Origin of the sequence: Micromonospora haikouensis (assembly GCF_900091595.1) — a bacterium.
Taxonomy (GTDB): Bacteria; Actinomycetota; Actinomycetes; order Mycobacteriales; family Micromonosporaceae; genus Micromonospora; species Micromonospora haikouensis.
Genome location: NZ_FMCW01000021.1, coordinates 121,110 through 146,874, shown reverse-complemented (window position 1 = coordinate 146,874; position 25,765 = coordinate 121,110). Strand labels below are relative to the sequence as shown.

General features: G+C 74.0%; 22 protein-coding genes, 3 pseudogenes and 1 riboswitch. Of the genes and pseudogenes, 5 read left to right on the top strand and 20 right to left on the bottom strand.

The annotated features are described in order from the left end of the window. The 6 genes and pseudogenes from GA0070558_RS34505 to GA0070558_RS21625 all read right to left on the bottom strand — a co-directional run. Positions 1-228: pseudogene (locus tag GA0070558_RS34505) on the bottom strand (IS701 family transposase); the annotation flags it as partial. 1,129 nt (positions 229-1,357) lie between these two features. Further along, on the bottom strand, positions 1,358-1,876 hold the full coding sequence (locus tag GA0070558_RS21645; RefSeq protein ID WP_091283090.1) for a hypothetical protein: 519 nt from the start codon (positions 1,874-1,876) through the stop codon (positions 1,358-1,360). A gap of 170 nt (positions 1,877-2,046) precedes the next feature. Next, entirely contained in the window at positions 2,047-2,220 is a 174-nt protein-coding gene (locus tag GA0070558_RS21640; RefSeq protein WP_043961622.1) for a CsbD family protein, read from the bottom strand. 74 nt (positions 2,221-2,294) lie between these two features. Further along, a complete protein-coding gene (locus GA0070558_RS21635) occupies positions 2,295-4,568 on the bottom strand; it encodes a heavy metal translocating P-type ATPase (RefSeq protein WP_091283088.1) in 2,274 nt (757 codons plus the stop codon). Between the two features lie 12 nt (positions 4,569-4,580). Beyond that, complete coding sequence (locus GA0070558_RS21630) at positions 4,581-5,594, bottom strand: DUF8832 domain-containing protein (protein ID WP_091283086.1); 1,014 nt, start codon at positions 5,592-5,594, stop codon at positions 4,581-4,583. Positions 5,595-5,628: 34 nt separating this feature from the next. After that, positions 5,629-5,838, bottom strand: a complete 210-nt coding sequence (locus GA0070558_RS21625; RefSeq protein WP_043961619.1) for a heavy-metal-associated domain-containing protein — start codon at positions 5,836-5,838, stop codon at positions 5,629-5,631. Positions 5,839-5,987: 149 nt separating this feature from the next. Here GA0070558_RS21625 and GA0070558_RS21620 point away from each other — a divergent pair, with 149 nt between their 5' ends. Further along, entirely contained in the window at positions 5,988-6,290 is a 303-nt protein-coding gene (locus GA0070558_RS21620) for a metal-sensitive transcriptional regulator (RefSeq protein ID WP_091283084.1), read from the top strand. A gap of 234 nt (positions 6,291-6,524) precedes the next feature. Here GA0070558_RS21620 and GA0070558_RS21615 read toward each other — a convergent pair whose 3' ends face one another. From GA0070558_RS21615 to GA0070558_RS21605, 3 genes and pseudogenes are all read right to left on the bottom strand, one after another. Continuing rightward, the gene (locus GA0070558_RS21615) at positions 6,525-7,181 is read right to left on the bottom strand and encodes a DUF305 domain-containing protein (RefSeq protein ID WP_091283119.1); all 657 of its coding nucleotides are present in this window, start codon (positions 7,179-7,181) and stop codon (positions 6,525-6,527) included. A gap of 84 nt (positions 7,182-7,265) precedes the next feature. Further along, entirely contained in the window at positions 7,266-7,898 is a 633-nt protein-coding gene (locus GA0070558_RS21610; RefSeq protein WP_091283082.1) for a hypothetical protein, read from the bottom strand. Positions 7,899-8,002: 104 nt separating this feature from the next. Continuing rightward, positions 8,003-10,053 (bottom strand): annotated as a pseudogene (locus GA0070558_RS21605) (heavy metal translocating P-type ATPase). Positions 10,054-10,373: 320 nt separating this feature from the next. Here GA0070558_RS21605 and GA0070558_RS21600 point away from each other — a divergent pair. Together GA0070558_RS21600 and GA0070558_RS21595 are read left to right on the top strand one after the other, a co-directional pair. Beyond that, the gene (locus tag GA0070558_RS21600; RefSeq protein ID WP_091283080.1) at positions 10,374-11,813 is read left to right on the top strand and encodes a YibE/F family protein; all 1,440 of its coding nucleotides are present in this window, start codon (positions 10,374-10,376) and stop codon (positions 11,811-11,813) included. Positions 11,814-11,979: 166 nt separating this feature from the next. Further along, a riboswitch (cyclic di-AMP (ydaO/yuaA leader) is annotated at positions 11,980-12,110 on the top strand. Between the two features lie 4 nt (positions 12,111-12,114). Beyond that, positions 12,115-13,140: a coiled-coil domain-containing protein gene (locus GA0070558_RS21595; protein ID WP_043961613.1), complete on the top strand. Its 1,026-nt coding sequence runs from the start codon at positions 12,115-12,117 to the stop codon at positions 13,138-13,140. Positions 13,141-13,258: 118 nt separating this feature from the next. Here the strand turns inward: GA0070558_RS21595 and GA0070558_RS21590 are convergent, their stop codons facing one another. After that, positions 13,259-13,969: a carbonic anhydrase gene (locus GA0070558_RS21590; protein WP_091283118.1), complete on the bottom strand. Its 711-nt coding sequence runs from the start codon at positions 13,967-13,969 to the stop codon at positions 13,259-13,261. Positions 13,970-14,162: 193 nt separating this feature from the next. On the opposite strand from GA0070558_RS21590, the pseudogene GA0070558_RS21585 reads away from it, so the two are divergent. Together GA0070558_RS21585 and mycP (GA0070558_RS21580) are read left to right on the top strand one after the other, a co-directional pair. Continuing rightward, positions 14,163-14,471 (top strand): annotated as a pseudogene (locus GA0070558_RS21585) (helix-turn-helix transcriptional regulator); the annotation flags it as partial. Between the two features lie 110 nt (positions 14,472-14,581). Next, positions 14,582-15,778, top strand: a complete 1,197-nt coding sequence (gene mycP, locus GA0070558_RS21580) for a type VII secretion-associated serine protease mycosin (protein ID WP_256092056.1) — start codon at positions 14,582-14,584, stop codon at positions 15,776-15,778. Positions 15,779-15,800: 22 nt separating this feature from the next. Here mycP (GA0070558_RS21580) and GA0070558_RS21575 read toward each other — a convergent pair whose 3' ends face one another. From GA0070558_RS21575 to eccCa, 10 genes are all read right to left on the bottom strand, one after another. Further along, positions 15,801-17,114, bottom strand: a complete 1,314-nt coding sequence (locus GA0070558_RS21575) for a WXG100 family type VII secretion target (protein ID WP_091283078.1) — start codon at positions 17,112-17,114, stop codon at positions 15,801-15,803. A 17-nt stretch (positions 17,115-17,131) separates the two neighbouring features. After that, positions 17,132-17,671, bottom strand: coding sequence for a hypothetical protein (locus tag GA0070558_RS21570; RefSeq protein WP_077935842.1), 540 nt, complete (start codon positions 17,669-17,671; stop codon positions 17,132-17,134). 37 nt (positions 17,672-17,708) lie between these two features. After that, positions 17,709-18,965, bottom strand: coding sequence for a type VII secretion-associated serine protease mycosin (mycP, locus tag GA0070558_RS21565; protein ID WP_091283076.1), 1,257 nt, complete (start codon positions 18,963-18,965; stop codon positions 17,709-17,711). Positions 18,966-19,046: 81 nt separating this feature from the next. Continuing rightward, entirely contained in the window at positions 19,047-19,328 is a 282-nt protein-coding gene (locus tag GA0070558_RS21560) for a WXG100 family type VII secretion target (RefSeq protein WP_043961611.1), read from the bottom strand. Between the two features lie 28 nt (positions 19,329-19,356). Beyond that, the gene (locus tag GA0070558_RS21555) at positions 19,357-19,665 is read right to left on the bottom strand and encodes a WXG100 family type VII secretion target (protein WP_043961610.1); all 309 of its coding nucleotides are present in this window, start codon (positions 19,663-19,665) and stop codon (positions 19,357-19,359) included. A 205-nt stretch (positions 19,666-19,870) separates the two neighbouring features. After that, entirely contained in the window at positions 19,871-20,113 is a 243-nt protein-coding gene (locus GA0070558_RS21550) for a hypothetical protein (RefSeq protein ID WP_091283074.1), read from the bottom strand. Between the two features lie 27 nt (positions 20,114-20,140). Continuing rightward, positions 20,141-20,866: a hypothetical protein gene (locus tag GA0070558_RS21545; protein WP_091283072.1), complete on the bottom strand. Its 726-nt coding sequence runs from the start codon at positions 20,864-20,866 to the stop codon at positions 20,141-20,143. 31 nt (positions 20,867-20,897) lie between these two features. Next, complete coding sequence (locus GA0070558_RS21540; RefSeq protein ID WP_077935838.1) at positions 20,898-21,191, bottom strand: hypothetical protein; 294 nt, start codon at positions 21,189-21,191, stop codon at positions 20,898-20,900. Positions 21,192-21,210: 19 nt separating this feature from the next. Then, on the bottom strand, positions 21,211-21,630 hold the full coding sequence (locus GA0070558_RS21535) for a YbaB/EbfC family nucleoid-associated protein (RefSeq protein ID WP_228986355.1): 420 nt from the start codon (positions 21,628-21,630) through the stop codon (positions 21,211-21,213). Between the two features lie 84 nt (positions 21,631-21,714). Further along, positions 21,715-25,677 carry a type VII secretion protein EccCa gene (gene eccCa / locus GA0070558_RS21530; RefSeq protein WP_091283070.1) on the bottom strand — a complete coding sequence of 1,321 codons (3,963 nt, stop codon included), beginning with the start codon at positions 25,675-25,677 and terminating at the stop codon, positions 21,715-21,717. Positions 25,678-25,765 lie beyond the last annotated feature (88 nt).

Here is a 25,765-nt window from a genome sequence, read left to right as displayed (position 1 = left end):
CCAAACCGCTCGGTACAACAACCTTTGCATCGCGTCCGGCCGGGCATGCCCGGCCCGCTGCGCCAACTGCCAACACGTCTTGACCTCGATATCGGCCAGCAACCCGGTCACGAACGCCACCGCCGTCCGACGCGGTTCCACCCGCCCGAACCGGCCCGCGAACGCATCACACACCCCGGTCAGGACCTGCCGCCACCGGCCAGGGTCTACGCTGTGACACGCGGCCACCGCCAGATCTGAAGTCATGTCCACAGCAGACAGACGATCACGCGGTGGCCGTACCCCGTCTACCCGGCCCCCACCAGCAACATCTCAAACGGCGGCTGCCGTACTAGCGGCCCTTCGGCCAGCTCGCCAACTTCGAGCACGAGATCGTCCGCGTCCGCCTATCTCGCAATGCCGATTGCGAGAACAGCGCCTCCGCCCGCCGCACCCTACCCAACTTTAAACTAGATAAATAAGAATCCCCTTGATCCAAATCGTCCGACACCCCCCTCCAGCGACTCCCGTCGGGCACTCAGATTCAATCTGACAGCCTTGCACCTGGTCAAGCGCCCCAATAATTGACGTACATCAAATTTATAGTTGATACCGAACGACCCTTCCACTACCGTTGCCCGCGAGGCATTCGCCGGAACCCCGGCCGCATCCCTCGGGAATCAGCAGCGCCTTACGGCACTTCCATTTCGCACTGAAGGTGCAGAGTTAATATGACTAACGGAAATGACTACTGTCCGGTTTCTCAGGAGGAGTCTCCAAGCGAGGTCGTGGAGGGACAGCGCGTGTGTTGCCGGTGCGGAAGAGCATGGCCACACCAGCGGCGGCGTTAGGCATTGAGACCGTATGCCGAAGGTAAGTCGGCTCGGCTGTGCGGGCATTCACATAGCCGGTCGTGGCCGAGGTGGTAGGCCAAGTTCGGTGGACGACCGCTTGGATGATTAGCAGGCGGTAGTCCTTCCGCCCTCCTAAACCGTATGGCGAAGGTCCGGACCGACCCACCGGGCGGCGTACAAGTCGGCGAGGAAGTCGTCCAGTTCTCCGTCGGACTCAAATAGGTCCGGCCGGGCCAGGTCGTCAACGGAGGCGATCGGCCACACACCCTGCCGACGGGTTAAGTCCTCTGCCGGCACATGCTCAGCAGTCGGACGCTCGGGAATTCTCTCGCCGTTGCTCGACGTCACGGCTCACCTCCATCACGCCACACCGTCGCTCACTGTCGAATGGTCAGCAGCGCCGGCACCGCCTTCACCCAAGCGCACGGAGAGCCGTCGTTGACACGCAACCGCCCCCGGCCCGGACAGCCGGGGGCGGTGCGCCGTCTATTGCCGAATGCTCCTTCAAAGAGAAGCTCTTCGGGTCAGGCGTGGCAGTCCCGGGCCAGCTTCGGCGGGATGTCGACGAACGTCTCCCCCAGCCACTTCGCCGGGCTGGCCGCCTTCGCGCCCCCGTCGAGCTGTTTCGCGACGTCCGTGATCAGCTTCTCGATCTCCGGGTCCTCCGCGCGCGCCGCCTGCCTGCGTACGTCGCCGGCCAGCCCCGCGATGGTCCGCTTGAGCCGGTCGTTGAGCTCGTCGGGGGTGGTCTCCTTGTCCCGGGTGATGGCGGCCGAGTCGGCGGCGAGCTTCTTGCTGCCGGCGAGGATCAGCCGGTCGACCTCCCCGCACACCTCTGCGGTGTTGGCGGCGGTCACGGCGGGCGTGGACGCCGACGGCGTCGAGGTTGCGGCGAACGGCTCAACGGAATCGGTCGGCGCGGTGGAGGCGGTGGGCGCGGCGGTGGCGGGCGCGGCTGCCGGGTCGTCGGCGGTGTCGTCGGACTGGCAGCCGGCGCCGAAGGCGAGCACGGCCACCAGGGCGGCGGCGCGGAGCGCGGTCACGGCAGGACGAGACATGTTCTCCCCGTTCGGTGGTGGACCGTCCCAGCATGCCGGCCGCCGTCGACCCCGGCACGTCGGCCCGCCGAGGTCACAGCCGCAAGCGGGCACGAACGCGCGCGCGCCGGGCCGGCAACAGGGGCCGACCCGGCGCGCGCGACGGGACGTACGACTCAGCTCTTGAATGCGTCCTTGATCTTCTCGCCGGCCTGCTTGAGGCTGGCCTTGGCCTGGTCGTTGCGGCCCTCGGCCTCCAGGCGCTCGTCGTCGGTGGCCCGGCCGGCGCCTTCCTTCAGCTTGCCGGCGGCGTCCTCGGACGCGTTGGCGATCTTGTCATCGAAACCCATCATGAACCTCCAACGTCCTGGTCACTGCGGTGGTGCGACACCCATCCAGTACCCCGACGCGGCCCGCCAAACCCTCAACCGACGCGGGCCGGCCGGAAGCGGCGCAGGCGGAGGCTGTTGGCGACGACGAAGACCGAGGAGAAGGCCATCGCCGCGCCCGCGATCATCGGGTTGAGCAGGCCCGCGGCGGCCAGCGGGAGGGCGGCCACGTTGTAGGCGAACGCCCAGAACAGGTTGCCCTTGATGATCGCCAACGTGCGGCGGGACAGCCGGATCGCGTCCACGGCGGCCGTCAGGTCGCCCCGGACGAGGGTCAGGTCGCTGGCCTCGATCGCCACGTCGGTGCCGGTGCCCATGGCCAGGCCCAGGTCGGCCTGGGCGAGGGCGGCGGCGTCGTTGATCCCGTCGCCGATCATCGCCACGGTGCGGCCGTCGGCCTGGAGCTGCTTCACCACGTCGACCTTGTCGGCGGGCAGCACCTCGGCGGTCACCTCGTCGATGCCGACCTCGGCGGCCACCGCCCGCGCCACCGTGGCGTTGTCGCCGGTGAGCAGGATCGGCGTGAGGCCGAGGGCGCGCAGCCCGGCGACGGCCGCCGCGCTTGTCGGTTTCACCACGTCGGCCACCGCGAGCATCCCCCGGGCCCGGCCGTCCCAGCCGGCCAGCACCGCCGTCCGGCCGGCGGCCTCCGCGTCGGTCACCGCCCGCTCGATCTCATCCGGTACGTCGAGTCCGCGCTCCCGCAGCAGCCGGGGCCGCCCGACGGTCAGCTCGCGGCCGTCGACCGTGCCGGTGACGCCCAGACCCTCCACGTTGGCGAAGCCGGTGACCGGGGCGAGCGGCCCCGCGTCGGCGGCACCGGCGGCCACGGCGCGGGCGATGGGGTGCTCGCTCGCAGCCTCCAGCGCCCCGGCGAGCCGGAGCACCTCGGCGGCGTCCTCGCCGTCGGCGGGCAGCGCGTCGACCAGGGTCATCCGGCCGGTGGTGACCGTGCCGGTCTTGTCGAGCACCACCGTGTCGACCTGCCGGGTGGATTCCAGCATCTCCGGGCCCTTGATCAGGATGCCGAGCTGCGCGCCGCGCCCGGTGCCGACCAGCAGCGCGGTCGGGGTGGCCAGGCCGAGGGCGCACGGGCAGGCGATGATCAGCACCGCCACGGCGGCGGTGAACGCGGCCGTCGGACCCGCCCCCGCGCCGAGCCACCAGCCGAGGGTGCCGGCGGCGAGCGCGATCACGATCGGCACGAACACCCCGGAGATCCGGTCGGCCAGCCGCTGCACGGCCGCCTTGCCGGTCTGGGCCTGCTCGACGAGCCGCGCCATCTGGGCGAGCTGGGTGTCGCCGCCGACCCGGGTGGCGGTGACCACCAGCCGGCCCCCGGCGTTCACGGTCGCGCCGACGACGGTGTCGCCGGGGCCGACCTCGACCGGCACGGACTCGCCGGTGAGCATGCTGGCGTCGACGGCCGAGGTGCCCTCGTCGACCACCCCGTCGGTGGCGATCTTCTCGCCGGGGCGGACCACGAACCGGTCCCCCACGGCGAGCCGGTCCACCGGGACCCGGGTCTCCACGCCGTCGCGCAGCACGGCGACGTCCCGCGCACCCAGCGTAAGCAGGGCGCGCAGCGCGGCACCGGCGGTCCGCTTGGAGCGCGCCTCGAAGTAGCGGCCGGCGAGGATGAACACGGTCACCCCGGCCGCCGCCTCCAGGTAGATGTTGCCGGCCCCGTCGGTGCGGGTGATGTCGAGCCGGAACGGGTGGGTCATCCCCGGCATGCCGGCGTCGCCGAGGAACAGCGCCCACAGCGACCAGCCGAACGCGGCCAGGGTGCCCAGCGACACGAGGGTGTCCATGGTGGCCGCGCCGTGTCGCAGGTTGATCAGGGCGGCCCGGTGGAACGGCAGGCCGCCGTAGACCACGACCGGGGCGGCCAGGGTCAGCGACAGCCACTGCCAGTAGTCGAACTGCCAGGCCGGGACCATGGCGAGCACGACCACCGGCACGGCCAGGGCCACGGACACCCAGAGCCGGGTACGCAGCCCGCGCAGCTCGTCCACCGGCTCGGCGGCGGCCGTGGCCGACTCGGGCGATGGCGAGGGCGACGGTGGGGGCGGCAGGGCGGCCGTGTAGCCGGTCTTGGTGACGGTGGCGATCAGGTCGTCGGGGGTGACGTCGTCGGCGTACGAGACGGTGGCCTTCTCGGTGGCGTAGTTGACCGTGGCGGTCACGCCGTCCATCCGGTTGAGCTTCTTCTCGATCCTCGCGGCGCAGGACGCGCAGGTCATGCCGCCGATCGCCAGCTCGATGCGGTTCGGTGCGACCGGTAGCGGTCGCGTGGGCGAGCTCATCGCTGCCTCCCGTCAGTCGTGCCCGTGCCCGGGGGCGCCGTGGCCGGCGTCGGCGGTCGGGGTGCTGGTGGCGGCCGGTGTGCCGGTCGTCGTCGGTGTGCCGGTCGTCGTCGGTGCGCCCGACGCGCCGGGGCCGGCTCCGGCGGGGGTGCCGGCGACGACGGTGAACTCGGCGGTGCGCACCGTGTCGCCGTGCCGGAAGTCGAGGTAGAGCCGGTAGCTCCCGGCCGAGGGGAACTCGGCGGAGAACGTGACCGCCGGCCCGGCCGGGGTCGCCCCGTCGCCGGGAACGCCCTCCGGGTGCACGTGCAGGTACGCCAGGTCGCCCTGCCGCAGGGCCACCAGGTGCCCGTACGCGCCGAGGTACGGCTGCAGGTCGGTGACCGGCGTGCCGTCCCGGCTGACGGTCAGGGTGAGCCGGCTGGCCCGGCCGGGCTGGGCCGCGCCGGCCAGGGTGACGGTGTAGCCGTCGACGGTCGTGGCGGTGGCGGGCGGCGGCAGCGGCCGGGCGTCGAGCGCGCCGGGGACCGTGACGTCGACGCCGAGGGTCAGCGCCGGCCCGCCGGCCGGGGTGAAGTCGGCGAACGCCCGCCAGACGCCGGGGCCGGCGAGCGGGGACGCCACCCGCCAGGTGCCGTCCGGCCCCGCCTCGGGGTGGACGTGCCGGAAGCCGGAGAGGTCCCGCCGGGCGACGATCAGGTGCATCCGCTTGTCGTGCGCGACCTCGTAGCGGGTGACCGGCTGCCCGTCGGGGCCGGTGATCCGGAAGGCGAACTCGCCGGCCGGTGCGGCCAGCGGGGCGAGGGTGTAGCCCCGGTCGGAGACGAGCAGCCCGCCGGGCAGGTGGGCGGCCGGCGCGTCCCCGGCGTCGGCATGGGTGGTGGTGCCGTGGGCGGGGGCGTCGGCGTCGTGGCGGACGTCGGCGGCCGGGGTGACGGGGCCGACCACCTGGCCGACCCCGTACGCCGCGCCGAACACCGCCGCCAGGCCGAGGGCGAAGCCGCTCAGCTTCGTCGCCGTGTTCATCGTGTGCCTCAGTTTCTCCGCGGGGGGGGCGGCGTCACGCGTCGACGAGGGTGTATCCGGCCTCGTCGACGGCGGCGCGCACGGTTTCGGTGTCCAGCGGGTTGTCGCTGGTGACGGTGACCCGGCCGCCCTCCAGGTCCACCTTGACGTTGGTGACGCCGTCGATCGCGCCGACCTCGGTGACGACCGAGCCGGCGCAGTGCCCGCAGCTCATCCCCCGCACCTCGTACGTCGTGCTGACCATCGCTCTCTCCTTCCGCTGCACCTCACGTTACCCCCGGGGGGTAAATGCGAGGCGGACCACCGTCTCAGGAACGCCAGGAATACCGGGTGGGGGTATCCGACGCAGGGAAACCGTACCATACCCCCGAGGGGTATGGTAATCTCGGTCGCATGACCGGCCCCACGCCCGCCCCGACCCGGGGGTACACCGCCAGCAAGGACCAATTGCTCGCGCGGCTCCGCCGCGTGGAGGGTCAGGTCCGCGGCATCGAGAAGATGGTCGACGAGGACCGCTACTGCATCGACGTGCTCACCCAGATCTCCGCGATCCAGGCGGCCCTGGACAAGGTCGCCCTCGGCCTGCTCGACGGGCACGCCCGGCACTGCCTGCACGAGGGCGCGGTCGAGGGCCGGGCCGACGAGATGGCCACCGAGATGATGGCCGCCGTCGGCCGCCTCATGAAGCGCGGCTGACGCCCGCCCGGCCCCACTGACGCCCGGCCCCACTGACGCTGCCGGGCCCTGTGACCCCGCCCGGCCCTGTGACCCCGCCCGCGCAGCGCGGCTCGCGGCTCGCGACTCGCCCCGGGCTGCTCGCGGCTCGCCTCGCGCGCCGACAGGCGCTTGATCGACTTCATGTCGGCGACATGGGGGCATCCCGAGCTGCGGACACCCCCACCTCGCCGGCATGATCGTGGCGCCCGGCCGTCAGAGCCGGCCGAGAATCTTCCTCATCTGGTCGATCTCGCCCTGCTGGCTCGTGGCGATCTGCTGGGCCAGCGCCTTGGCCTCGGGGTTCGCCCCCTCGGCCAACTCCTCCCTCGCCATGGTGATCGCGCCCTCGTGGTGGGCGATCATCATGGTCAGGAACTGCCGGTCGAAGCCGACGCCGCGCGCGCCGGCCAGCTTCGTCATGTCCGCCTCGGACATCATCCCCGGCATCTCGTGGTCCATCTCCGGCATGCCGTGCCCGTGCCCCGGGGCAGGCGACGGGACCGGCCGGCCCCACCCCGTCAGCCAGCCGGTCATGGTGGCGATCTCCGGCGCCTGGGCGGCCTTGATCGCGGCGGCGAGCCGCTTGACCTCCGGGTCCGCGGCGCGGGCCTCGGCCAACTCGGCCATCTCCACGGCCTGCCGGTGGTGCGGGATCATCATCTGGGCGAACATCACGTCGGCGTCGCCGAACGCGGCCGGCCCGCGCGTCGGAGTCCCAGCGGCGCTGGCGCCGGCAGCGGCGGTGCCGGCGGCCGGCTGGTCGTGGCTGGGCGAACCGTGGTCGGCGGAGCCGCAGGCGGCCAGGTCGAGGACGGCGGTCAGGGCCACGCCGGCAAGGGCGGCACGGCGCGCGGTCGTACGAGTGGTCATGGTGAATCCTTCGGTCTCGGTCACGTACGAGGGCAGGACGGAGACACGGGTCACCGGCAGAGCCGGGCACCGCGCCGGGGCGTCCTACGTACGCGACACCGAGACCTCGGCCAGCCGAAGGCCGAGCGGGCGGGATGGCGGGGCGCGCGGCCCGGCGGACACGCCACCGGCCTGCCAGCCGGGCGGGCCGGGTGCCCGGGCACGGGTCAGCAGGAGCACGGCGACGAGCAGGGCCACCCCGAGCGCGCCGAGCACCGCCAGGCAGGCGCTCCACCCGGACGGCCCGTCGGCGCCACCACCGTCCGGCAGCAGCCGGGCGGGCGCACACCCACCAGCCGGACAGCCAGCGCGGGCACCCAGGGCGGCGGCGACCATGCCGCCGACGCGGACGGCCATTCCACCGGCGAACGCCCAGAGCGCATCCGCGCCGCCGGCAAGCGCGACGGGGACAGCGGGCGCCACGAGGCCGCCCGTGCCGCCGGCGAGCGCCACGGGACCACCCGTGCCGCCGGCGAGCGTCGCAGGGACAGCCGCGCCGTCGGCGAACGCCGCTGGGGCCGGGTGGCCGTCGCGCGGTGCTGCCCCGTCGTGACCGGCGTGGGTGCCGCCGGAGTGTGCGCCGTGGCCGAGGGTGTGCATGGCGGCGAGGCCGATCAGGGTGCAGAGCAGCAGCGCGAGGCGACCCCACCGCCCGCCCGTCGCCGCCGTCGTCCCCACACCACCACGCTAGAGCCTCGCCCGGGGTCGACTCGCCTCGCCTCGCGGATGCGGGCGCGGAATGTGACCCGGCACCGCGGGCCGGGCTGCGGCCCCGGCCGGGATCAGCCGGGGGTGAGGCGGACCCGGCGGAGCAGTTGGGCGTTCAGCGCCACCACGATCGTGGACGCCGACACAGGATCGCCCCGACCGCCGGGCTCAGTGCCACCCCCGCCCAGGCCAGCACCCCGGCGGCCAGCGGCAGGGCCACCACGTTGTAGCCGGCCGCCCAGGCCAGGTTCTGCACCATCTTGCGGTAGGACGCCCGGGAGAGCCGGGCCACCGCCGCCACCCCGCGCGGGTCGGACGAGGCGAGCACCACCCCGGCGGACTCGATCGCCACGTCCGTGCCGGCCCCGATGGCGATGCCCACGTCGGCGCGGGCCAGCGCCGGGGCGTCGTTGACCCCGTCTCCGACCATCGCCACCGTCAGCCCACGTCGTTGCAGCTCGGTGACCTTCCCGTCCTTGTCGGCCGGCAGCACCTCCGCGAAGACCTCATCCACACCGGCACGGAAGCCGAGGTCGGCGGCGACCGCGTCCGCCACCGCTCGGGCGTCCCCGGTGATCATCGCGATGGTGCGGATGCCCTGGGCACGCAGCTCGGCGATCGCCTCGCGGGCCTCGGGGCGTACTTCGTCGGCGAGGGCGAGCGCGCCGAGCACCGTGCCGGGGAGGCGGACCAGGTGCAGCACGGCGGCCCCTCGCCCCGCCCAGTCGGCGGCGGCCTGCTCCAGCTCGGTGGGGAGGCCCACGCCCAGCTCGCGCAGCAGGGCCGGCCCGCCCACGGCGTACTCCGTGCCGTCGATCGTGGCCCGCACCCCACGGCCCGGCAGGGCGCGGAAGCCGGTGGCCGGTGCGGGGCCGCCGCGCTGTTCGGCGGCGGCGACGATCGCGCGGGCCAGTGGGTGCTCGCTGTCCGCCTCGACGCCGGCGGCCAGCCGCAGCAGCTCGTCCTCGCCGGTGCCCGCGACGGCCGCGACGCCGGTCACGGCGTGCTCGCCCCGGGTGAGGGTGCCGGTCTTGTCGAACAGCACCGCGTCGACGGTGCGCATCCGCTCCAGCGCGAGACGGTTCTTCACCAGGATGCCGGAGCGCGCCGCCACCGCCGTGGACAGCGCGATGACCAGCGGGATCGCGAGCCCCAGCGCGTGCGGGCAGGCGATGACCAGCACCGTGACGGTCCGCACGACGGCCTCGTCGGTGTCGCCGAGGAGGGACCAGACCACGACCGTCACCACGGCGGTGGCGGTAGCGACGTAGAACAGCCAGGCCGCGAAGCGGTCCGCGAGCACCTGGGCCCGGCCGCTGGAGCGCTGGGCCTCGGCGACCATGCGCTGGATGCCGGCGAGGGTGGTTTCCTCGCCGGTGGCCTGCACCTCGACCCGGAGCGCGGAGTCCGTGGCCACCGTGCCCGCCACCACCCGGTCGCCGACCGACCGGGCGACCGGGCGGGACTCGCCCGTGATCATGGACTCGTCCAGCTCGGCGGCCCCGTCGACGACCCGGCCGTCGGCCGGCACCCGACCGCCGGGCCGGACCAGCAACACGTCGCCGACGTGCAGCGCGGCCACGGGGACCCGCTCGGTGCCGCCGTCGGGCCCGACCCGCTCCGCGTCGTCGGGCAGCAGCGCGGCCAGCGCCGCGAGGGCGCCCCGGGCCTGGCCGATCGCCTTCATCTCCTGCCAGTGCCCGAGCAGCATGATGGTGACCAGCGCCGCCAGCTCCCACCAGAAGTCCAGGTCGAACGCGCCGGCGCTGGTGGCCAGCGACGCGACGTACGCCACGCTGATCGCCATCGCGATGAGCAGCATCATCCCGGGTGCCCGGTCGCGCAGCTCCCGGACCGCGCCGACCAGGAACGGCCACCCGCCCCACCAGAAGACCGCCGAGCCGAGCACCGGGCCGACCAGGGCCCGGCCGGGGAACTCCAGCGAGTAGCCGAACCAGTCCATCACCATGTGGCTGGTGACGACGATCGGCAGGGTCAGCGCGAGGCAGACCCAGAACCGGCGGCGGAACATCTCCGGGTCGTGCCCGGCGTGCTTGTCGTGCCCGGCGTGCTTGTCGTGGGCCATGTCTCCAACATGCCCTGCCGCCCGCCGAATCGACAGCATGTCGGCCAGATGGCGGTATCAGGGCGGCCGGAACACCGCCATGTCGCCGACATGGTGTCGGCCGACCTGCGTTCGCAGGTGAGGGTGGCTACGATTCCGGGCGATGGGACGTGGGATCCCGCTCCGGGCGGCCCGCAGGGCGGAGACCGGGCCGCCGGTGGGGCGGGGCGGGGCTTCGGGCGGCCCGCGGGACGGGCAGGTCCTCCGGCGGCCGGCCCGGTGCGGTCGTCCGGGCAGCCGGCCCGGATCGATCTCCCGCGACGCTGAACCGTCCGGGCCGCCGAGCCGTACCCCGCGCTGACACCGTTTGGAGATCGTCGATGGGCGCCGACCACAACCGACCCGCTCCGCCCACCCCACCGAGGGTGCGGCGGGTCCTCGTCGCGACCGTGGTGCCCCTCTTCGTGCTCACCGTGGTCGCGGCGGTCGTCCTGTGGCCCCGCGGCGGCGGCCCCGAGGTCGACGGCGGCTCGCCGGTGCCCCGCTATCACGGCACGGTGACCCGGGTGGTCACCGAGGAGTGCCCGCCGCAGCCGGAGACGCCGGAGGGCGGCGGGCCGGGCGTCGCGGACGGCCCGTGCGGCACGGTGACCGTCCGGGTGGAGCAGGGGCCCGACGCCGGGCAGCAGGTCGAGACGCCGATCCCGACCGGCCCCGGCGCGCCCACCGTCGCCGTCGACGACCGGATCGTGCTGGTGAAGCTGACCGACCCGGCCGACCCGGCGGCGAGCGCCTACAACATCGCCGAGCACCAGCGCGGCGCCCCGCTGATCTGGCTGGCGGTGGTGTTCGCGCTGGCGATCGTCGCGTTCGGCCGCTGGCGGGGGGTGGCCGCCCTGGCCGGGCTCGCCGCCACCTTCGCCATCCTGCTGACCTTCGTGCTGCCCGGCATCGGCGCGGGCGGGTCGCCGCTGCCGATCGCCGTCGTCGGCTCCGCGTTGATCATGTTCGTGGTGTTGTACCTCACCCACGGGGTCACCGCGCAGACGTCGGTGGCCGTCCTCGGCACCCTGGGCAGCCTGGTGCTCACCGGCCTGCTGGGCACCCTGGCCACCGCGGCCACCCACCTCACCGGGTACGGCAGCGAGGACGCCACCACCCTGTCGATGTTCCGGGGCGACGTGGACCTGCACGGCCTGCTGCTGGCCGGCATCATCATCGGTTCGCTCGGGGTCCTCGACGACGTCACCGTGACCCAGGCGGCCACGGTCACCGAGCTGGCGCACGCCAACCCGGGGCTGTCCCGGTTGCAGCTCTACCGGGCGGCCACCCGCGTCGGCCGGGCGCACATCGCCTCCACGGTCAACACGATCGTGCTGGCGTACGCGGGCGCGTCGCTGCCGCTGCTGCTCCTGCTCACCGCCGACTCCCGCCCCGTGACCGAGATCCTGACCAGCGAGTTCCTCGCCCAGGAGATCGTCCGCAGCGCGGTCGCCACGCTGGGCCTGATCGCCGCCGTGCCGCTCACCACCGGGCTGGCCGCCGTGGTCACCGCAGCGGGGCGCACGGCGGCGGGACACACCGCCACTGGGCACGCCGCTGAGGGGCACACCGCCGCGTCCCGGCCCGGCACGGCGGACGGCGGGGACGTGCCGGCGGCGCGTACCCCCGGGGGCGGGCGGCGGACCGCGGACCGCAATCTCGCGCTGGAGGCGCTCGGCGGCGGCCGGGCGGCCGAGGGGTTCCCCGACGACCACGCCCCCACCCACCCCCCGGCCGGACGGCCGCACCGAGAAGGAGGCACGGACACCGCATGGTGACACTTCACAGCGTGACCGGTGGCGGCATCCGCCCTGAGAAGCGCATCACTGATTACCGATGGCGATTACGAAATGACGCTTTTAGTCGGCATCCGGACGTAGCTCCCCGCATGGGCTCTCGGGTAACCTCGCTGCCGGTCACCGCCGAAGGCGCGAAGCGGCGCCTGCGGTGCCGCCGCCCAATCGCCGCGAGGCGAGCCGGGGAACCAGGTGCCCGGGGTGAATCCGCGCGAGCGGTAGGGGCCGCTTCCGCCCCGAACCCGTCAGCTAACCCGGTCGGCGGTCGATGGAAGGGAACATTGTGACGGCACCCCTGCACCGCTGGTTGACACCTGTGGTGGCCGTGCTCGCTGCCCTGGCGGTCGTCGCCGGGCCGGCCGCCCCGGCGCTCGCCCTGCCCGCCGCCGCCCCCCAACCCTCGGGGCACGAGGAGGACGACGAGCCCCAGCTCATCACCGACGTCATCGAGGCGACGAACCGGGACTACGCCCAGGCGAAGTCGAAGCTCGAGAAGTCCAAGAAGCGCCAGGCCCAGCTCGCCGACGAGGTGCGCAAGGCCCAGGAGGAGCTGGACGCGCTCGCGCCGCAGGTCGGCGAGATGGCCGCGCAGTCGTACCGGACCGGCCGGGTCGGCGCGATGGCGATGTTGCTGGAGAGCAACACACCGGACTCGTTCGTCAAGCGCGCCTCGGCCCTCGACGAGCTGAACATGGTCAACGCCAACAAGCTGGCCGAGGTCAGCGCGGCGAAGAACCGCGCCGAGCAGGCCAAGCTCGCGCTCGACGCCGAGGTGCGCGAGCAGCAGAAGCAGGCGTCGGTCATGGCGAAGAAGAAGTTCGACGCCGAGAAGGCGCTCGCCCTGGTCGGCGGCAAGGGCTTCACCGGCGGCCTGGTCAACGCCACCTCCCCGGTCGCGAGGATCGGGCCGGGCCGGACGTCGGACGGCGACTGGCGGCCCGAGTCGTGCAGCGAGAACGACCCCACCACCTCCGGCTGCATCACGCCCCGCACCCTGCACGCCTACAAGGAGACCAAGCGGGCCGGCTTCAACCGGTTCGTGGGCTGCTACCGGCCGGGCGGGCCGTGGGAACACCCCAAGGGCCGGGCCTGCGACTGGTCGCTCCAGAACAGCGGGTTCTCCCCCTGGCACAACAACGACACCCGGATGTACGGCAACAACCTCGCCGCGTTCCTGATCCGCAACGCCGACCGGCTCGGCATCTACTACGTCATCTGGAACCGGCAGATCTGGTTCCCGGCGACCGGCTGGAAGTCCTACAGCGGGCCGTCCAACCACACGGACCACGTGCACATGTCGCTGCTCTGACGCGGCGCGGCGCGCACGACGAGAGGGGCCGTCCCGCTGTGGGGGCGGCCCCTCTCGTCGTGTCTCGGGCGGCGGTGCGCGTCAGGCCCGGGGGTGAGCGCCGGGCGGCGGGGGTGCGTCAGGCGGCGGCGCGGGCCGGGGTGGCGTCCGCGGCCATGGCGGCCGGAACGGCGGCCACCGTCCGCACCCCGCCGGCACTGAGCCGGTACGACATCCCGACGACCGCGCAGCGGCCCGCGTCGACCTCGGCGGCCAGCACGGGCGACCGGTCGAGCATCGCCTCGACCGTGCACGCGATGTGGATGTCGACGATCTCGTCGATGCCCTCGACGCCCCGCTCGGCGGCCCGGTGCAGGCTGGGCACCACGGCGTCCACCACGGCCCGCAGGTTGCCGGCGGGCTCGCTGCCGGTGCCGGCCGCCGCCTTGGCCGCCTGCACCGCCCCGCAGGAGTCGTGGCCGAGCACCACCACCAGGGGGGTGCCCAGCACGGTCACGGCGTACTCGACGCTGCCCAGCACCTCGGGGCCGACGGTGTGCCCGGCGGTGCGGACCACGAAGAGGTCCCCCAGGCCACGGTCGAAGATGATCTCGGCGGCCAGGCGGGAGTCGGAGCAGCCGACGATCACCGCGAACGGGTGCTGCCCGTCGGCGACGGCCGCCCGGTGGTCGGCGTCCTGGTTGGGGTGGCGCGGCGTTCCGCTGACGAAGCGGTGGTTGCCGGCGTGCAGTTCAGCGAGGGCCCGGGCCGGGGTGCAGGCAGCGCCCGGCTCGCCCGGTCGCCCGACGGACGAGAGGGGGTCTAGCTGCCCGGAGCCCGCCTGAGCCATCGACATGCTGGAATGCTCCATGCCCCATCACCTCGTCATTCACGCGCACGACCAGTTCCCCCACGGTCACACGCAGCGAAAGGCACGTCAAGCGTTACGTGATACACATTTCCTGCTTTGGGAAGGGCTTGCGCAGGCCCGCGCTCCGGCCCGCGTCGGCCCAGGGGCGTGGGCGTCGTCGCCGAGCCCTAACATGTCCGACATGGCGACGACAGCAGGTGGGAACGGGAGCACCCGGAACTGGACGTTCCTCACCAACCACGGCCACGTCCTGCTCGCCATCGCCCGCAACCCGACCGCCCGGCTGCGCGACGTCGCGGACGAGGTGGGCGTGACCGAGCGCGCGGCGCAGGCGATCGTGGCCGACCTGGAGGCCGGCGGCTACCTGCGGCGGACCCGGGTCGGCCGGCGCAACGAATACACGGTCGACCCCAGCGGCCACTTCCGCCACCCGGCCGAGGCGGACCGCCAGGTCGGCGACCTGCTCGCCCTCTTCACCACCGACCAGCCCGAGCGGGACGCCCCGGACCAGACCGGACGGAGCGCCCCGGACCAGGTCGGGCGGACCGCCCCGGGCGGACACGCCCCAGGCCGGGCCGAAGGGGACGCCGGGTGACCGGGCGGGCCGGGCTGCAGCGGGCGGCGCTGCCCGCGCTGGCGGCCCTGCTCGCCACCGCCGTCGTGCCGCCCGCCCCGGCGTCGGCCACCCCCAGCTGCGGGCCGACCGGCAGCCCCGCGCCCACCGCGGCACCGTGGGCGCTGACCCGGCTCGACCCGGGCGCGGCCTGGCGGGTCACCCGGGGCGAGGGCGTCACCGTGGCGGTCGTCGACTCCGGCGTGTCGGCCACCCACCCGCTGCTGCGGGGCCAGGTGCGACCCGGCCGGGACTTCAACGCGCTGCCCCCCAACGAGGGTCAGTGCGACGCGGCCGGGCACGGCACGATCGTCGCCGGCATCATCGCCGGCCGGGAGGGCACCGGCTCGCCGTTCACCGGCGTCGCACCGGCCGCCCAGATCCTGCCCGTACGCGTGCTGCCGGACACCCGGCGCACCAACGACGAGGGCCTGCCGGCGCAGATCGGCCTCGCCATCCGCTGGGCCGTCGACCAGGGCGCCGACGTGATCAACCTGTCCCTGGTCACGCTGCCCCGGCCCGAGCTGGCCGCCGCCGTCGAGTACGCCCTCGCCAAGGGCGTCGTCGTGGTGGCCGCCGCCGGCAACCGCCAGGAGCAGCAGCAGGACCTGCCGGCGTACCCGGCGGCGTATCCCGGGGTCATCGCCGTGGCCGGCGTCGACGCGCAGGCCGGCCACGTGGGCAGCTCGGTCAGCGGCGACTACGTGGACATCGCCGCCCCGGGGCTGGACATCGTCGGCCCCGCGCCCCGGGGGGAGGGATACCTCGCCGAGCCGCAGGGCGGCACGAGCTTCGCCGCCGCGTACGTCTCGGGGGTGGCCGCGCTGGTCCGCGCCGCGCATCCGGACCTCACGCCGGACGGGGTGGCCTACCGGCTCACCCGCACGGCGGACAACCCCCCGGACGGGCACAACGCCGAGGTCGGCTACGGGGTGGTGAACCCGTACCGGGCGGTGACGAGCGTGCTCGGCACGCGCAGCGACCCGCCGCCCGGGGCGTTGGCCGCGCCCGCCCCGCTGCGGGACCCGCTGGGCTGGCAGCGGGCCGTGGCGGTCTGGGTGGCGGCGGCCGGCGCGGTGCTGGCCGGCGTGCTGCTGGCCGCCAGGCCGATCCTGGCCCGGGGACGGCGCCGGGGCTGGCGGCCGGGCCGCCGCCCCACCCCGGCCGGGGGATGACCTCGGCCGGGCCGCCGCACCGTCAGCGCAGGATGCCGGGGGTGGCGTCGCCGCCCGCGCCCCAGACGTCCTCGTCCTCCTCCAGCCAGGTGTTGCGCACCTGCTCCTCCTCGGCGTAGCCGGCCCCGCCGCCCGCGCCGGCCACGCCGCCCCGGCCCGCCGTCGCGCCACCCGGCCGACCGGCACCGGCGGCCCGGCCGCCCGCGCCCCGGGCACCGGCGGCACCGCCGCCCATGCCGGGGGCCATCATGCCGCCCATGCCCGGCTTGCCCGCGCCGAGCCGGCCGCCCACGCCCCGGCCGGCGCCCCGGCCCGCGCCGGCGGCACCGCCGCCGAGCATCGGCGGCAGCCCGGGGCTGACCGTCTTGCCGAGCGCGCCGCCGCCGGGGATGCCGCCGCCCGCGCCGCCACCGGACAGACCCGCGCCGCTGCCGCCGCCCAGCCCGCCCGAGCCGAGGCCGGTGGTGGTCGGCCCGCCGGCACCGGCCAGGCCGGTCCCGTAGCCGTCGTCCAGCCCGCCCGGGTCCACGGACCCGGTGTCGGGGAGGTCGGTGACCGGGGTGAGGTCCGGGTGGGTCGTCGACCCGAAGTCGGGCTTGCCGTCGCCGACGTCCGGCAGCTTGCCGAGGCCCGTCGGGGACGCGCCGCCGACGCCGCCGGTGGAAGGCATGCCGCCCACCGAGGGGACCCCGCCGGCGCCCCCGCCGCCCGGGCCGCCGCCGAGGTTCGGCACCTCCGTCGGGCCGGTCCCCAGGTTGTTGGAGGTCACCGTGCCCGGCGCCTCCATGGTGCGGTCCTTGAAGTTGCCGTTGACCTCGTCGTAGACCTTGCGGGCGTCGCCCTCCTGGTCGGAGAACCAGCCGGTCACCCAGTCGCCCACCTTGCCGAGCTGCTCGACCGGCCAGCTGCCCATGACCTCCGCCGTGACCCGGGTCTCGAAGAGCCCGACCCCGAGGGTGATCTCGCCGTTGCGGGCGGCCAGGACGTCACCGACACAGGCCGCCGGGATCGGCATCTTGTTCTGGGCGTCCTCCAGCTGGCGGGCGGCCGTCTCCAGGGTGGTCACGATGCTGACCTTGCCCCGCCCCGGGTTGTCGATGTCGTCGACGATCGACTTGGCGTTCTTGGCGAGCCCCTCGATGTGCGTCTTGAACGACTCGTACGCCGGGCCCTTCCAGACCGCGCCGAGGTCCTTGACGTTCTTCTCCAGGCTCTCCCGGACCTGATCGACGTTCTTGATCAGCTCCTGCCAGCCCAGCGCGGCGCTCTGCACGTCGGCCGGGCGGCCCTCGACGAGGACCTCCCGGGCCATGTCCTCCCAGCTCTTGTCCCCCATGCTCCGCTCCCGTCGATCTAGCTGCCGCCGCGGGCGGCGTCGGTGAAGGCCTGCTGCATCTCCTGCGCGGTCATCTCGTTGGCCCCCTCGGCGGTCTCGTAGTTGCGCTTGACCGTGCGCAGCGCCTCGGCCGCCGAGTACAGGTTTTCCGAGAGGGTGCGCAGCCCGCCCTCCGTGCCGGTGTAGACCTGCTGGTGCCGCTGGGCGAGCTGGAGGGCGTACGGGAAGCCGCCGAGCGGCCCCTTGCCGGCGACGGCCTGGCCGCCCCCGAGCTTCTCGGAGATGTCGGCCATGTCGTAGGAGAGCCGGTGGAGGTAGCTGGCGTGCGTCTCCAGCCAGGTGATGGCCGAGTCGAGGTTGCCGGCGTCCCACTCCGTCTGGACGCCCTTCTCGCCCTTGCCGGCGACCACACCGCTCGGCGTCTCGGCCTGGTCCACGCCGGTCCGGTCGAAGCTGATCCCCCGGATGTCGCCCATCCCCGGGTACAGCGGGTTGATCGGCAACGGCACGGGCAGGTCGACCTCCACCCGGTCCGGGTCGTTCCGTTCGTCGCTCATGGTGCCCTCCCCTGGCCCCGTATCTCAGGTGTCGGTGTCAGCGCGGCTGCGAGCCCTGCGGGCTCTGCGGCTGCGGGCCCGGCGGGCCGCCCGGGACCCGGCGGCGGGCCGCCCGGCGGTTGACCACGACCAGCACCACGATCACCACGCCGGCCAGGAGCACCGCCAGCAGGCAGAGCGCGAGCTGGATCGGGGCGTTGTCCGCCAGGCCGAAGGAGACCGCCGGCCGACCGTCGTCGGAGTCGTCGGCCGGGGAGTCGGCGTCGGGGTCGCCCGGCCTCGGGGAAGCGCCGGTCAGCAGCGGATTGCCGTCCACCTCGGGCACGGTCGCGGTCAGCGCGGCCAGCACGTCGACGCCGCCGAAGCCGTACTCCGGGTCGCGGCCGGGTGCGCCCCGGTCGCGCGCGGTGCGGATCAGCCGGTTGACCACGTTCGCGGCGTCGAGCCGGGGATAGCGGGACCGCACCAACGCGGCGACCCCGGAGACGATCGCCGCCGCGTCGCTGGTCCCGTCGCCCACGCCGTACCCGTTCGGCGACACCGGCGGCGGCACCGAGCTGATGATCCGCTCACCGGGCGCGGCGAGCACCAGCTCCGGGCCGGTGACCGACCCGCTCCACCGCGAGCCGTTCCTCGCGGTGCCCCCGACCGCGAGCACGCCGGGCACGTTGGCCGGAGTCGGCACGGCCTGGTTGGTGCTGCGGTTGCCGGCGGCGGCCACCAGCACCGCGCCCTTGCCGAGCGCGTACTGAACGGCCTCGGTGACCTGCGGATCGTCGCCGGGGGTGCCGACAGAAAGGTTGATCACGTCGGCTCCGGCGTCAGCCGCCCAGCGGATGCCACCCGCGATGTCGTATTCGCGGGGCTGGCCCAGCGCGACCGGCAGGATCCTCGCCTCCGGGGCGATGCCGAGCAGGCGCATGGGCCCGCCGCCCCGGCCGGCGATGATGCCGGCCATCGCGGTGCCGTGGCCATGCTCGCGATCCGGGTCGGCGTGGCCGTCGGCGCGTACCGCGCTGGACAGCGAGGTGCCCTTCAGGACCTGACCGCGCAGGTCGGGGTGGGCGGCGTAGACCCCCCCGTCGATCACCGCGACCGTGACGCCCCTGCCCCGGGACAGCTTGTGCGCCTCGGGAATGCGCAACGAGTCGAGGTGCCACTGGAGGCCGCGCACCGTGTCGGCGGCGCGCGCCGGGGCGGGCGCGGCGAGCAGGCCGCCACCGGCGAGGGTGACCAGCGCCAGCGTGGCGGCGGCGGACCGCAGCAGCGGTCGGCGGTGTCCCCCCGTGTGCATCGTTCCCCCCGGCTCTCGTCGGCCCTCACGCAGAACGGCTCCGATCCGGCTCGACCGGACCGGAGCCGTTCCCGCGTCAGCTCAGCTGTTCCACACCTTGGAGTTGCTCATCTCCGTGGTGACGTAGTTCTCGCGGGCGATGCCGACCGCGCCGCCGATGTCGTTCAGGATCTTGTTGATGTCCCGGACGGCGGCGTCCCACTGCGCCTGGTGCTGCTCGTAGGCGGTGCGGTCCTCGCCCTCCCAGTGCAGCTTGCTCAGCATGGACCGCAGCGTGTCGAGCTTCTCGTCGATGGTCCGCGAGATGGCGGTCATCTGCTGGTTGCTGCTCTCGAGAACCGCGTAGTCGACCTTGATGCTCATGATTTCCTCCCCTACGCCTGGCTGCCGGTCACGGGTTCAGCGCAGCGTGGAACTTGTCCAGCATCTGCTGCTGCTCCTCGTCGTTGACCTGGTGGGTCGTGCCGGACTTGTCGAGCAGGTCGGCGATGTTGTCCATCGCGGTCAGCAGCTTGGCCGTGTCCTCGTTCCAGCGCAGCATGAGCTGCTGGAAGCCCGAGGATGCCTGCCCCTTCCAGGCCATCGCCAGGTCGTCGACCACGTTCCACAGCTTCTTGAGCTCACCGTCGACATCGCCGCGCGTGGACCGCACGTCATTCGCCGCGGTATGCAGAGTCGATGCGTCGACCTCGAACGCCATGCTTCACACCCTTCCGTCATCGTTGTGGCGGCGGAAATCTGCCGCGCCCCTCCCCCGTGGCAAGGCGACCAACCCCACCGACGGACATTCAGGATGCACCGTAACCGACCCCGTCCGCGCCGCGCAGCCCTGTCAGCACGTCGCCGTCGCCGCGCCGGGGTGGCTCCTGCGGGGGAAGGTCCTCATCGGACCCGGTCCACGAACGTCAGGAGGGCTGGCGGTAGGACCGCACGTGCATCGCCACGCCGAACACCAGAATCGCGGCCAGCAGCACCACGACCGGCCAGAGCACCGGCTTCTCGAAGGCCCGCTCGATCACCACCGGCAGCAGCGCGGCGACGCCCGTGAGGGCCGCGATCTCGGTGGCCCGCCTGGCCCAGGTCGCCTTCGAGAGCTGGGCGATCAGCCCCAGCACGAGAAAGGCCGGGATGCAGGCCAGGGAAAGCATGGTGAGCGCAAACAAGGTCGCCGCCTCTCACTGGTAGAACTTGGAGTCCTTGACCCAGTCGATCTTGATGTCCTTGATGTCCGGGTCGGCGCCGGTGGCCGCCCAGCCGGGGCGGGAGTCCGACACGAAGGCGAACCGGTTGTTGTTCTGCAGCCCCGCCATCAGGCTGGTGAACAGCGCGCTGATGTCGCCGAAGACCAGGGCGAGGATCGCCACGCTCACGGTCAGCCCGGCCACCCCGATCGCCTCGGCGATGGGTGCGGTCGCCGGGAACGCCTGGAGGGCGACCGCCGCGATCACCGCGATCAGGATCGGGACGAGCGCCTCGACCAGCGCGTTCACGGCGTCGTTGAAGGCGTCGCGGGCGGCGGTGAGGCTCTCCTTGTTGGCGTTGAACGCCTCGGCCAGCGAGTTGATCTCCGCCCCCAGCTTGCGGAGGAAGAGCTCGAACGCGTCCCGGTCGTCGAAGTCCCACTCCTCGTCGGACGGCGGCACCTGCCCGAGGGCCTCGCCGAACTGGTCCGCGCCGAGCAGCCGGGCGGCGTCGCCCCACTCCTTGATGGACCTGTTGACCTCGTCGTTGTCGAACGTCTCGAGGTAGGCGATCCACGCGCCGAGGAGGCCCGCGCCGACCAGCCACGCGATGTTGGCCCGGGCCGCCGGGAGCAGCCCCCGCACCGGTGCCGTCGCCGCGGCGACGGTGTGCGTGCCGGTCACCGTTCCGGCCGCGTTCGCGATCAGGATCTCCGTCATCGGCTGCTCCCCCCGTGGTGCTCCCGAGCGGTCACTTGACCACCCAGGGCTGGTCCGACTTCTCCCAGTTCTTCGCGGTCTGTTCGAGCTGCTCGGCCGCCCGGTGCAGGTGCTCGACGCCGGTCTTCACGTTTTCCAGGTGGCCGTCGACCGAGGCGTTGTGCGCATCGACGGTCGCGCCGCCGAGGAACGTCAGCGACCCGCTCGGCAGCTTCACGCTCTCCAGCAGCGCCTGCACGTTGCGCAGGTACTGGATCGGGCCGTCCGGGGCGTCCAGCTTGCGGCCCGCCTTGCGGATCGCCTCGACGTCGACCTTGTTCGCCATCCGTGTCTCCCTGCCGGGCTCAGCGGCGCAGGCCGCGGAACGGGTCGTCCAGGTCCACCCCGAACCGGCGGAACCAGTCCTGGGGGGTCAGGGTGCCGTCCTGGGCCTTCCTGACCAGCTCGGAGCCGCCGAGCATCTCGGTGAGCAGCTCCTGCTGCTGCTCGCCGAAGGCCGCGTACGCCGCGTCGATCGCGGCCTGGAGCGACTCCGCGAGGGAGAAGCTGTCCAGCCGCATCGCCCGGGCGTTGATCTCGATGTCGCCGATCTTCATCTCGCCGTCGACCGTGACCCGGACCAGGCCATCCGGGCTCTCCCCCGGCACCCGCAGCTCGGCGCGCCGCCGCTGCAACTCGGCCAACCGGCGCTGCTGCTCCTGCGCCTGACGCAACATGTTCTCGACGGCGCCGCCGCCCCCGTATCCCCCCGAGGTGCTCACCACGGTCCCTTCTGCACGGTCGACGATCGGCCCGACGCTACCGGACCGGGTCACCCGGCGTCCGTCCCCGGCCCCGACGGAACGCGGCTAGGCCGGATCGGACCAGGCCGTCTGGATGAGCTGCTGGCCGTCGCGCCGCCGCACCAGCGTGCCCCGGCCCGGCGGCTGCGGGCTCGGGCGCAGCGTGCCGAAGACCGGGCCCTCCTCCCGGGCGCCGGACATCAGCAGGCCCGGCGAGTCCAGCTCGCGCAGGCGTTGCAGCACCGGCTCATACAGCGCCCGCGCCACCCCGCCCATCCGGCGGGTGACGATCAGGTGCAGGCCGATGTCGCGGGCCTGCGGCAGCAGCTCGTGCAGGGCGCTGAGCGGGTTGCTGCCGCCGGAGGCGACCAGGTCGTAGTCGTCCACCAGGATGTAGAGGTCCGGCCCCTTCCACCAGCTCCGGTCGCGGAGCTGGGCGGTGGTGACGTCGGGGCCGGGCAGCCGGTTGGACAGGGCGCTGCGGATCGACGCGAGCCCCTGGGCGAAGACCTGGTTGGACGGGGCGTAGTCGAGCAGGTGCTCGCCCTCGACCGCGCCGAGCAGGCCACGCCGGTAGTCGGCGATGACCAGGCGGGCCTGGGCCGGGGTGTAGCGCTCGACGATCCCCCGGGCGATCACCCGCAGCAGGTTGGTCTTGCCGCACTCGGCGTCGCCGAACACCGTCAGGTGCGGCTCGCTGGCCAGGTCCAGGTGGACCGGGGCGAGCGCCTGCTCGTTCACGCCGATCGGCAGGCCCGGCGCCGACCGGTCGGCCACCCGGGCCAGCTCGGCCAGGGGCAGCCGGCGCGGCAGCAGCCGTACCTTCGGGGCGGGGGCGCCCGGCCACGCCCGCGCCACGTGCCCGGCCAGGGCGACCGACGCCTCCGTCAGGTCGTCGACGTCGCGGCGGCCGTCGATCCGCGACACCGCCGCCAGGAAGTGCAGCTTGTCGCGGGTCAGGCCGCGACCGGGGGTCTTCTCCGGCACGTTCTGCGCGGCCCGCCGGTCGATCTCCGACTCGGCAGCGTCGCCGAGGCGCAGCTCCAGCTTCGTGCCGAGCAGGTCGCGCAGGTTGATCCGGATCTCCGCCCAGCGCACCGCCGTGATCACCACGTGGATGCCGAAGCCCAGCCCCCGGTTGGCCAGGTTGGTGATCGTCTGCTCCAGCTCCTCGTACTCCTGGCGCAGCGTGTTCCAGCCGTCCACCACGAGCAACACGTCGCCGAACGGGTCGTCGGCGAACTCGCCGGCCGCCCGACGACGCCGGTACGCGGCCACCGAGTCGATGCCGTGCTGGGCGAACCGCTGCTCCCGCTCGTCGATGATCCCGACCACCTCGGCGACCGTGCGGCGGACCGCCTCGGTGTCCCGCCGGCCGGCCACCCCCGCCGTGTGCGGCAGCCCGTCCAGGCTGCGCAGCGCCCCGCCGCCGAAGTCGAGGCAGAAGAACTGCGCCTCGCGCGGGGTGTGGGTGAGCGCCAGCGAGGCGAGCAGCGACCGCAGCAGGGTGCTCTTGCCGGACAGCGACGCGCCGACGATCACCACGTTGCCGCCCGCGCCGGCCAGCTCCACCATCATCGGGTCGCGCCGCTGATCGTACGGGCGGTCGACCACCCCGACCGGGACGGTGAGCCGGCCCCGGCCCGCCCAGCCGGCGGTGGTCAGGCCGTACGTCGGGTCGACGGCGAGCTGGCCGAGCAGGTCCGCAAGGCTCGGCGGCTCCGACAGCGGCGGCAGCCACACCTGGTGGGCGGGGCGACCCTGGCCGGCGAGCCGACCGATCAGCACGTCGAGCATCGCCACGGCCTTGCCCTCGGCCGGCTGCTCCGGCTCGGCCACCGGCTCCGCCGTCAGGTCCGGGGCGGGCGCCGGCACGAACTCCGTGCCGTACGGCACGATGCGGCGGCGCACCAGCGCCTGCGCCGAACGCGCCTGCTCGCCCGGGGCCCGGTACGGGCCGGACACGTACGCGGCGCGGAACCGCAGCATGGTGGCGGTGTCGGTCTTGAGGTAGCCATGGCCGGGGGCGCTGGGCAGCTCGTACGCGTCGGGCACGCCGAGCACGATCCGGCTCTCCACCGCCGAGAAGGTGCGCAGGCCGATCCGGTACGACAGGTGCGTGTCGAGGCCGCGCAGCTTGCCCTCCTCCAGCCGCTGGCTGGCCAGCAGCAGGTGCACGCCCAGCGACCGGCCCAGCCGGCCGATCATCACGAACAGGTCGATGAAGTCGGGCTTCGCGGCGAGCAGCTCGCTGAACTCGTCGCAGATGATGAGCAGGCTCGGCATCGGCTCCAGCGCCTCGCCGGCGGCCCGCGCCTTCTCGTACTCGTAGCGGGAGACGTAGTTGCCGGCGGCCCGCAGCACCTCCTGGCGGCGGTTCATCTCGCCGGCCAGGGCGTCGCGCATCCGGTCGACCAGCGGCAGCTCGTCGGAAAGGTTGGTGATCACCGCGCTGGTGTGCGGCAGCGCGTCCAGGGAGGCGAACGTCGCGCCGCCCTTGAAGTCGACCAGGACGAAGTTCAGCTCCTCCGAGGCGTGGGTGACCGCGAGGGCGGCGACCACCGTACGCAGCAGTTCGCTCTTGCCGGAGCCGGTCGCGCCGATGACCAGGCCGTGCGGGCCCATGCCCTCGTGGGCGGACTCCTTGAAGTCCAGCTCGACGACGTTGCCGTCGGGGCCGACGCCGAGCGGGATGCGCAGCCGGTCGCGGTGGCTGCGTGGCCGCCACGTCTGCCGCACGTCGACGGCGGCGGCGTCGCCGACGCCGAGCAGGTCCGGCAGCTCGGTGCTGCGGGCCAGCGGCTCCTCCGCGCCGGCCTGCTGCTGGGAGAGGCGGTAGGGGGCGAGCTGCCGAGCCAGCCCCTCGGCCGCGGCGGCGGTGAGCCGGTCGGGGCGGCCCAGCCGGGTGGTGGTGGCCCCCCGGACCAGGTCGACGGCGGTGCCGTCGCCGACGTCGAGGCAGAGCAGCCAGCGGCCGGCGTCGCGGGGGACGGCCCCGGAGAGGTCGACGACGGTGGTGCCGAGCAGGCTCGGCCCGGTGAGCTGGCAGGTGGCGGCGACCTCGCCGCCGTCGACGACCACCACCAGGTGCGGCGCGGTGGTCAGCGGCTTGGCGTCCGGGCTGAACCGGGCCCGGCCGGCCAGCTCGTCGGCGAGGGACTCCTCGGCCTCGGCGAGGGTGGCGAAGACGAGGCGGCGGGCCCCGGCGGCGTCGGTGCGGCCGGGGTGCTGGGCGTGCGGCAGCCACTTCACCCAGTTCCAGGCCGGCTGCCGGTCGTCGGCGGCGACCACGACGACGACCAGGTCGTCCGGGGCATGGAAGGTGGCGAGCTGACCGATCGTGGCCCGGGCCAGGTCGAGCACCGGCTCCCGCTCGCCGCGCAGCACCACCCGCGAGAACGCCCGCACCGACAGCGCGGTGGGCAGGTCCGGCACCGTGGAGTGGGCGCGGACGAACCGGCGCAGCGCGATCGCGCTCATCGGCTCCAGGTCCTCCACCGGCTTCGTCTCCGGCGGCACGATCTCCACCGCCAGCCGCTGCGGGCCGACGGCGATCCGCGCCTCGCCGAAGTCGTCCTCGGTGACCCGGCGTTCCCACAGCCGGCGCGACGCGGCGATCGACCAGAGCGCGTCGGGCTCCGGGTGCCGCCAGGTCATGGCGGCCCGCTGCTGCTCGGCCGCGCGCCGGGTGCGCTTGCGCATCTGGGCCAGGTAGCGCATGTAGTCGCGGCGCTCGGCGTTCAGCTCGGCTTTGTCGTTGCCGCCGTTGCTCAGCGAGCCGATCGCCATGCCGAGCATGGAGACCCCGAAGAGCCCACCCGCGACGTACGTCATCATGCCGCCGCCCCGGCCGGCGTAGAGGAAGGCCATCGCGCCGACGCCGCAGACCATCGGCAGGATCATCAGGAGCTGGCCCATGCCCCGGGGGGTCGGCTCGGGCAGCTCCGGCGGGGACTCCAGCAGCACCTCGCCGCGCGGCAGGGCCGGCCCCGGTTGACGCGGAAGCCGACGGAACACGACGGTGCTCACGGCGTTCTCCTCCCCCAGAAGCGGCCCGGACGCCGGCCGGCGCGGCGTGACGTGCGGCCGGGGTGGCGCGACGACCGGGCGCGGGCCG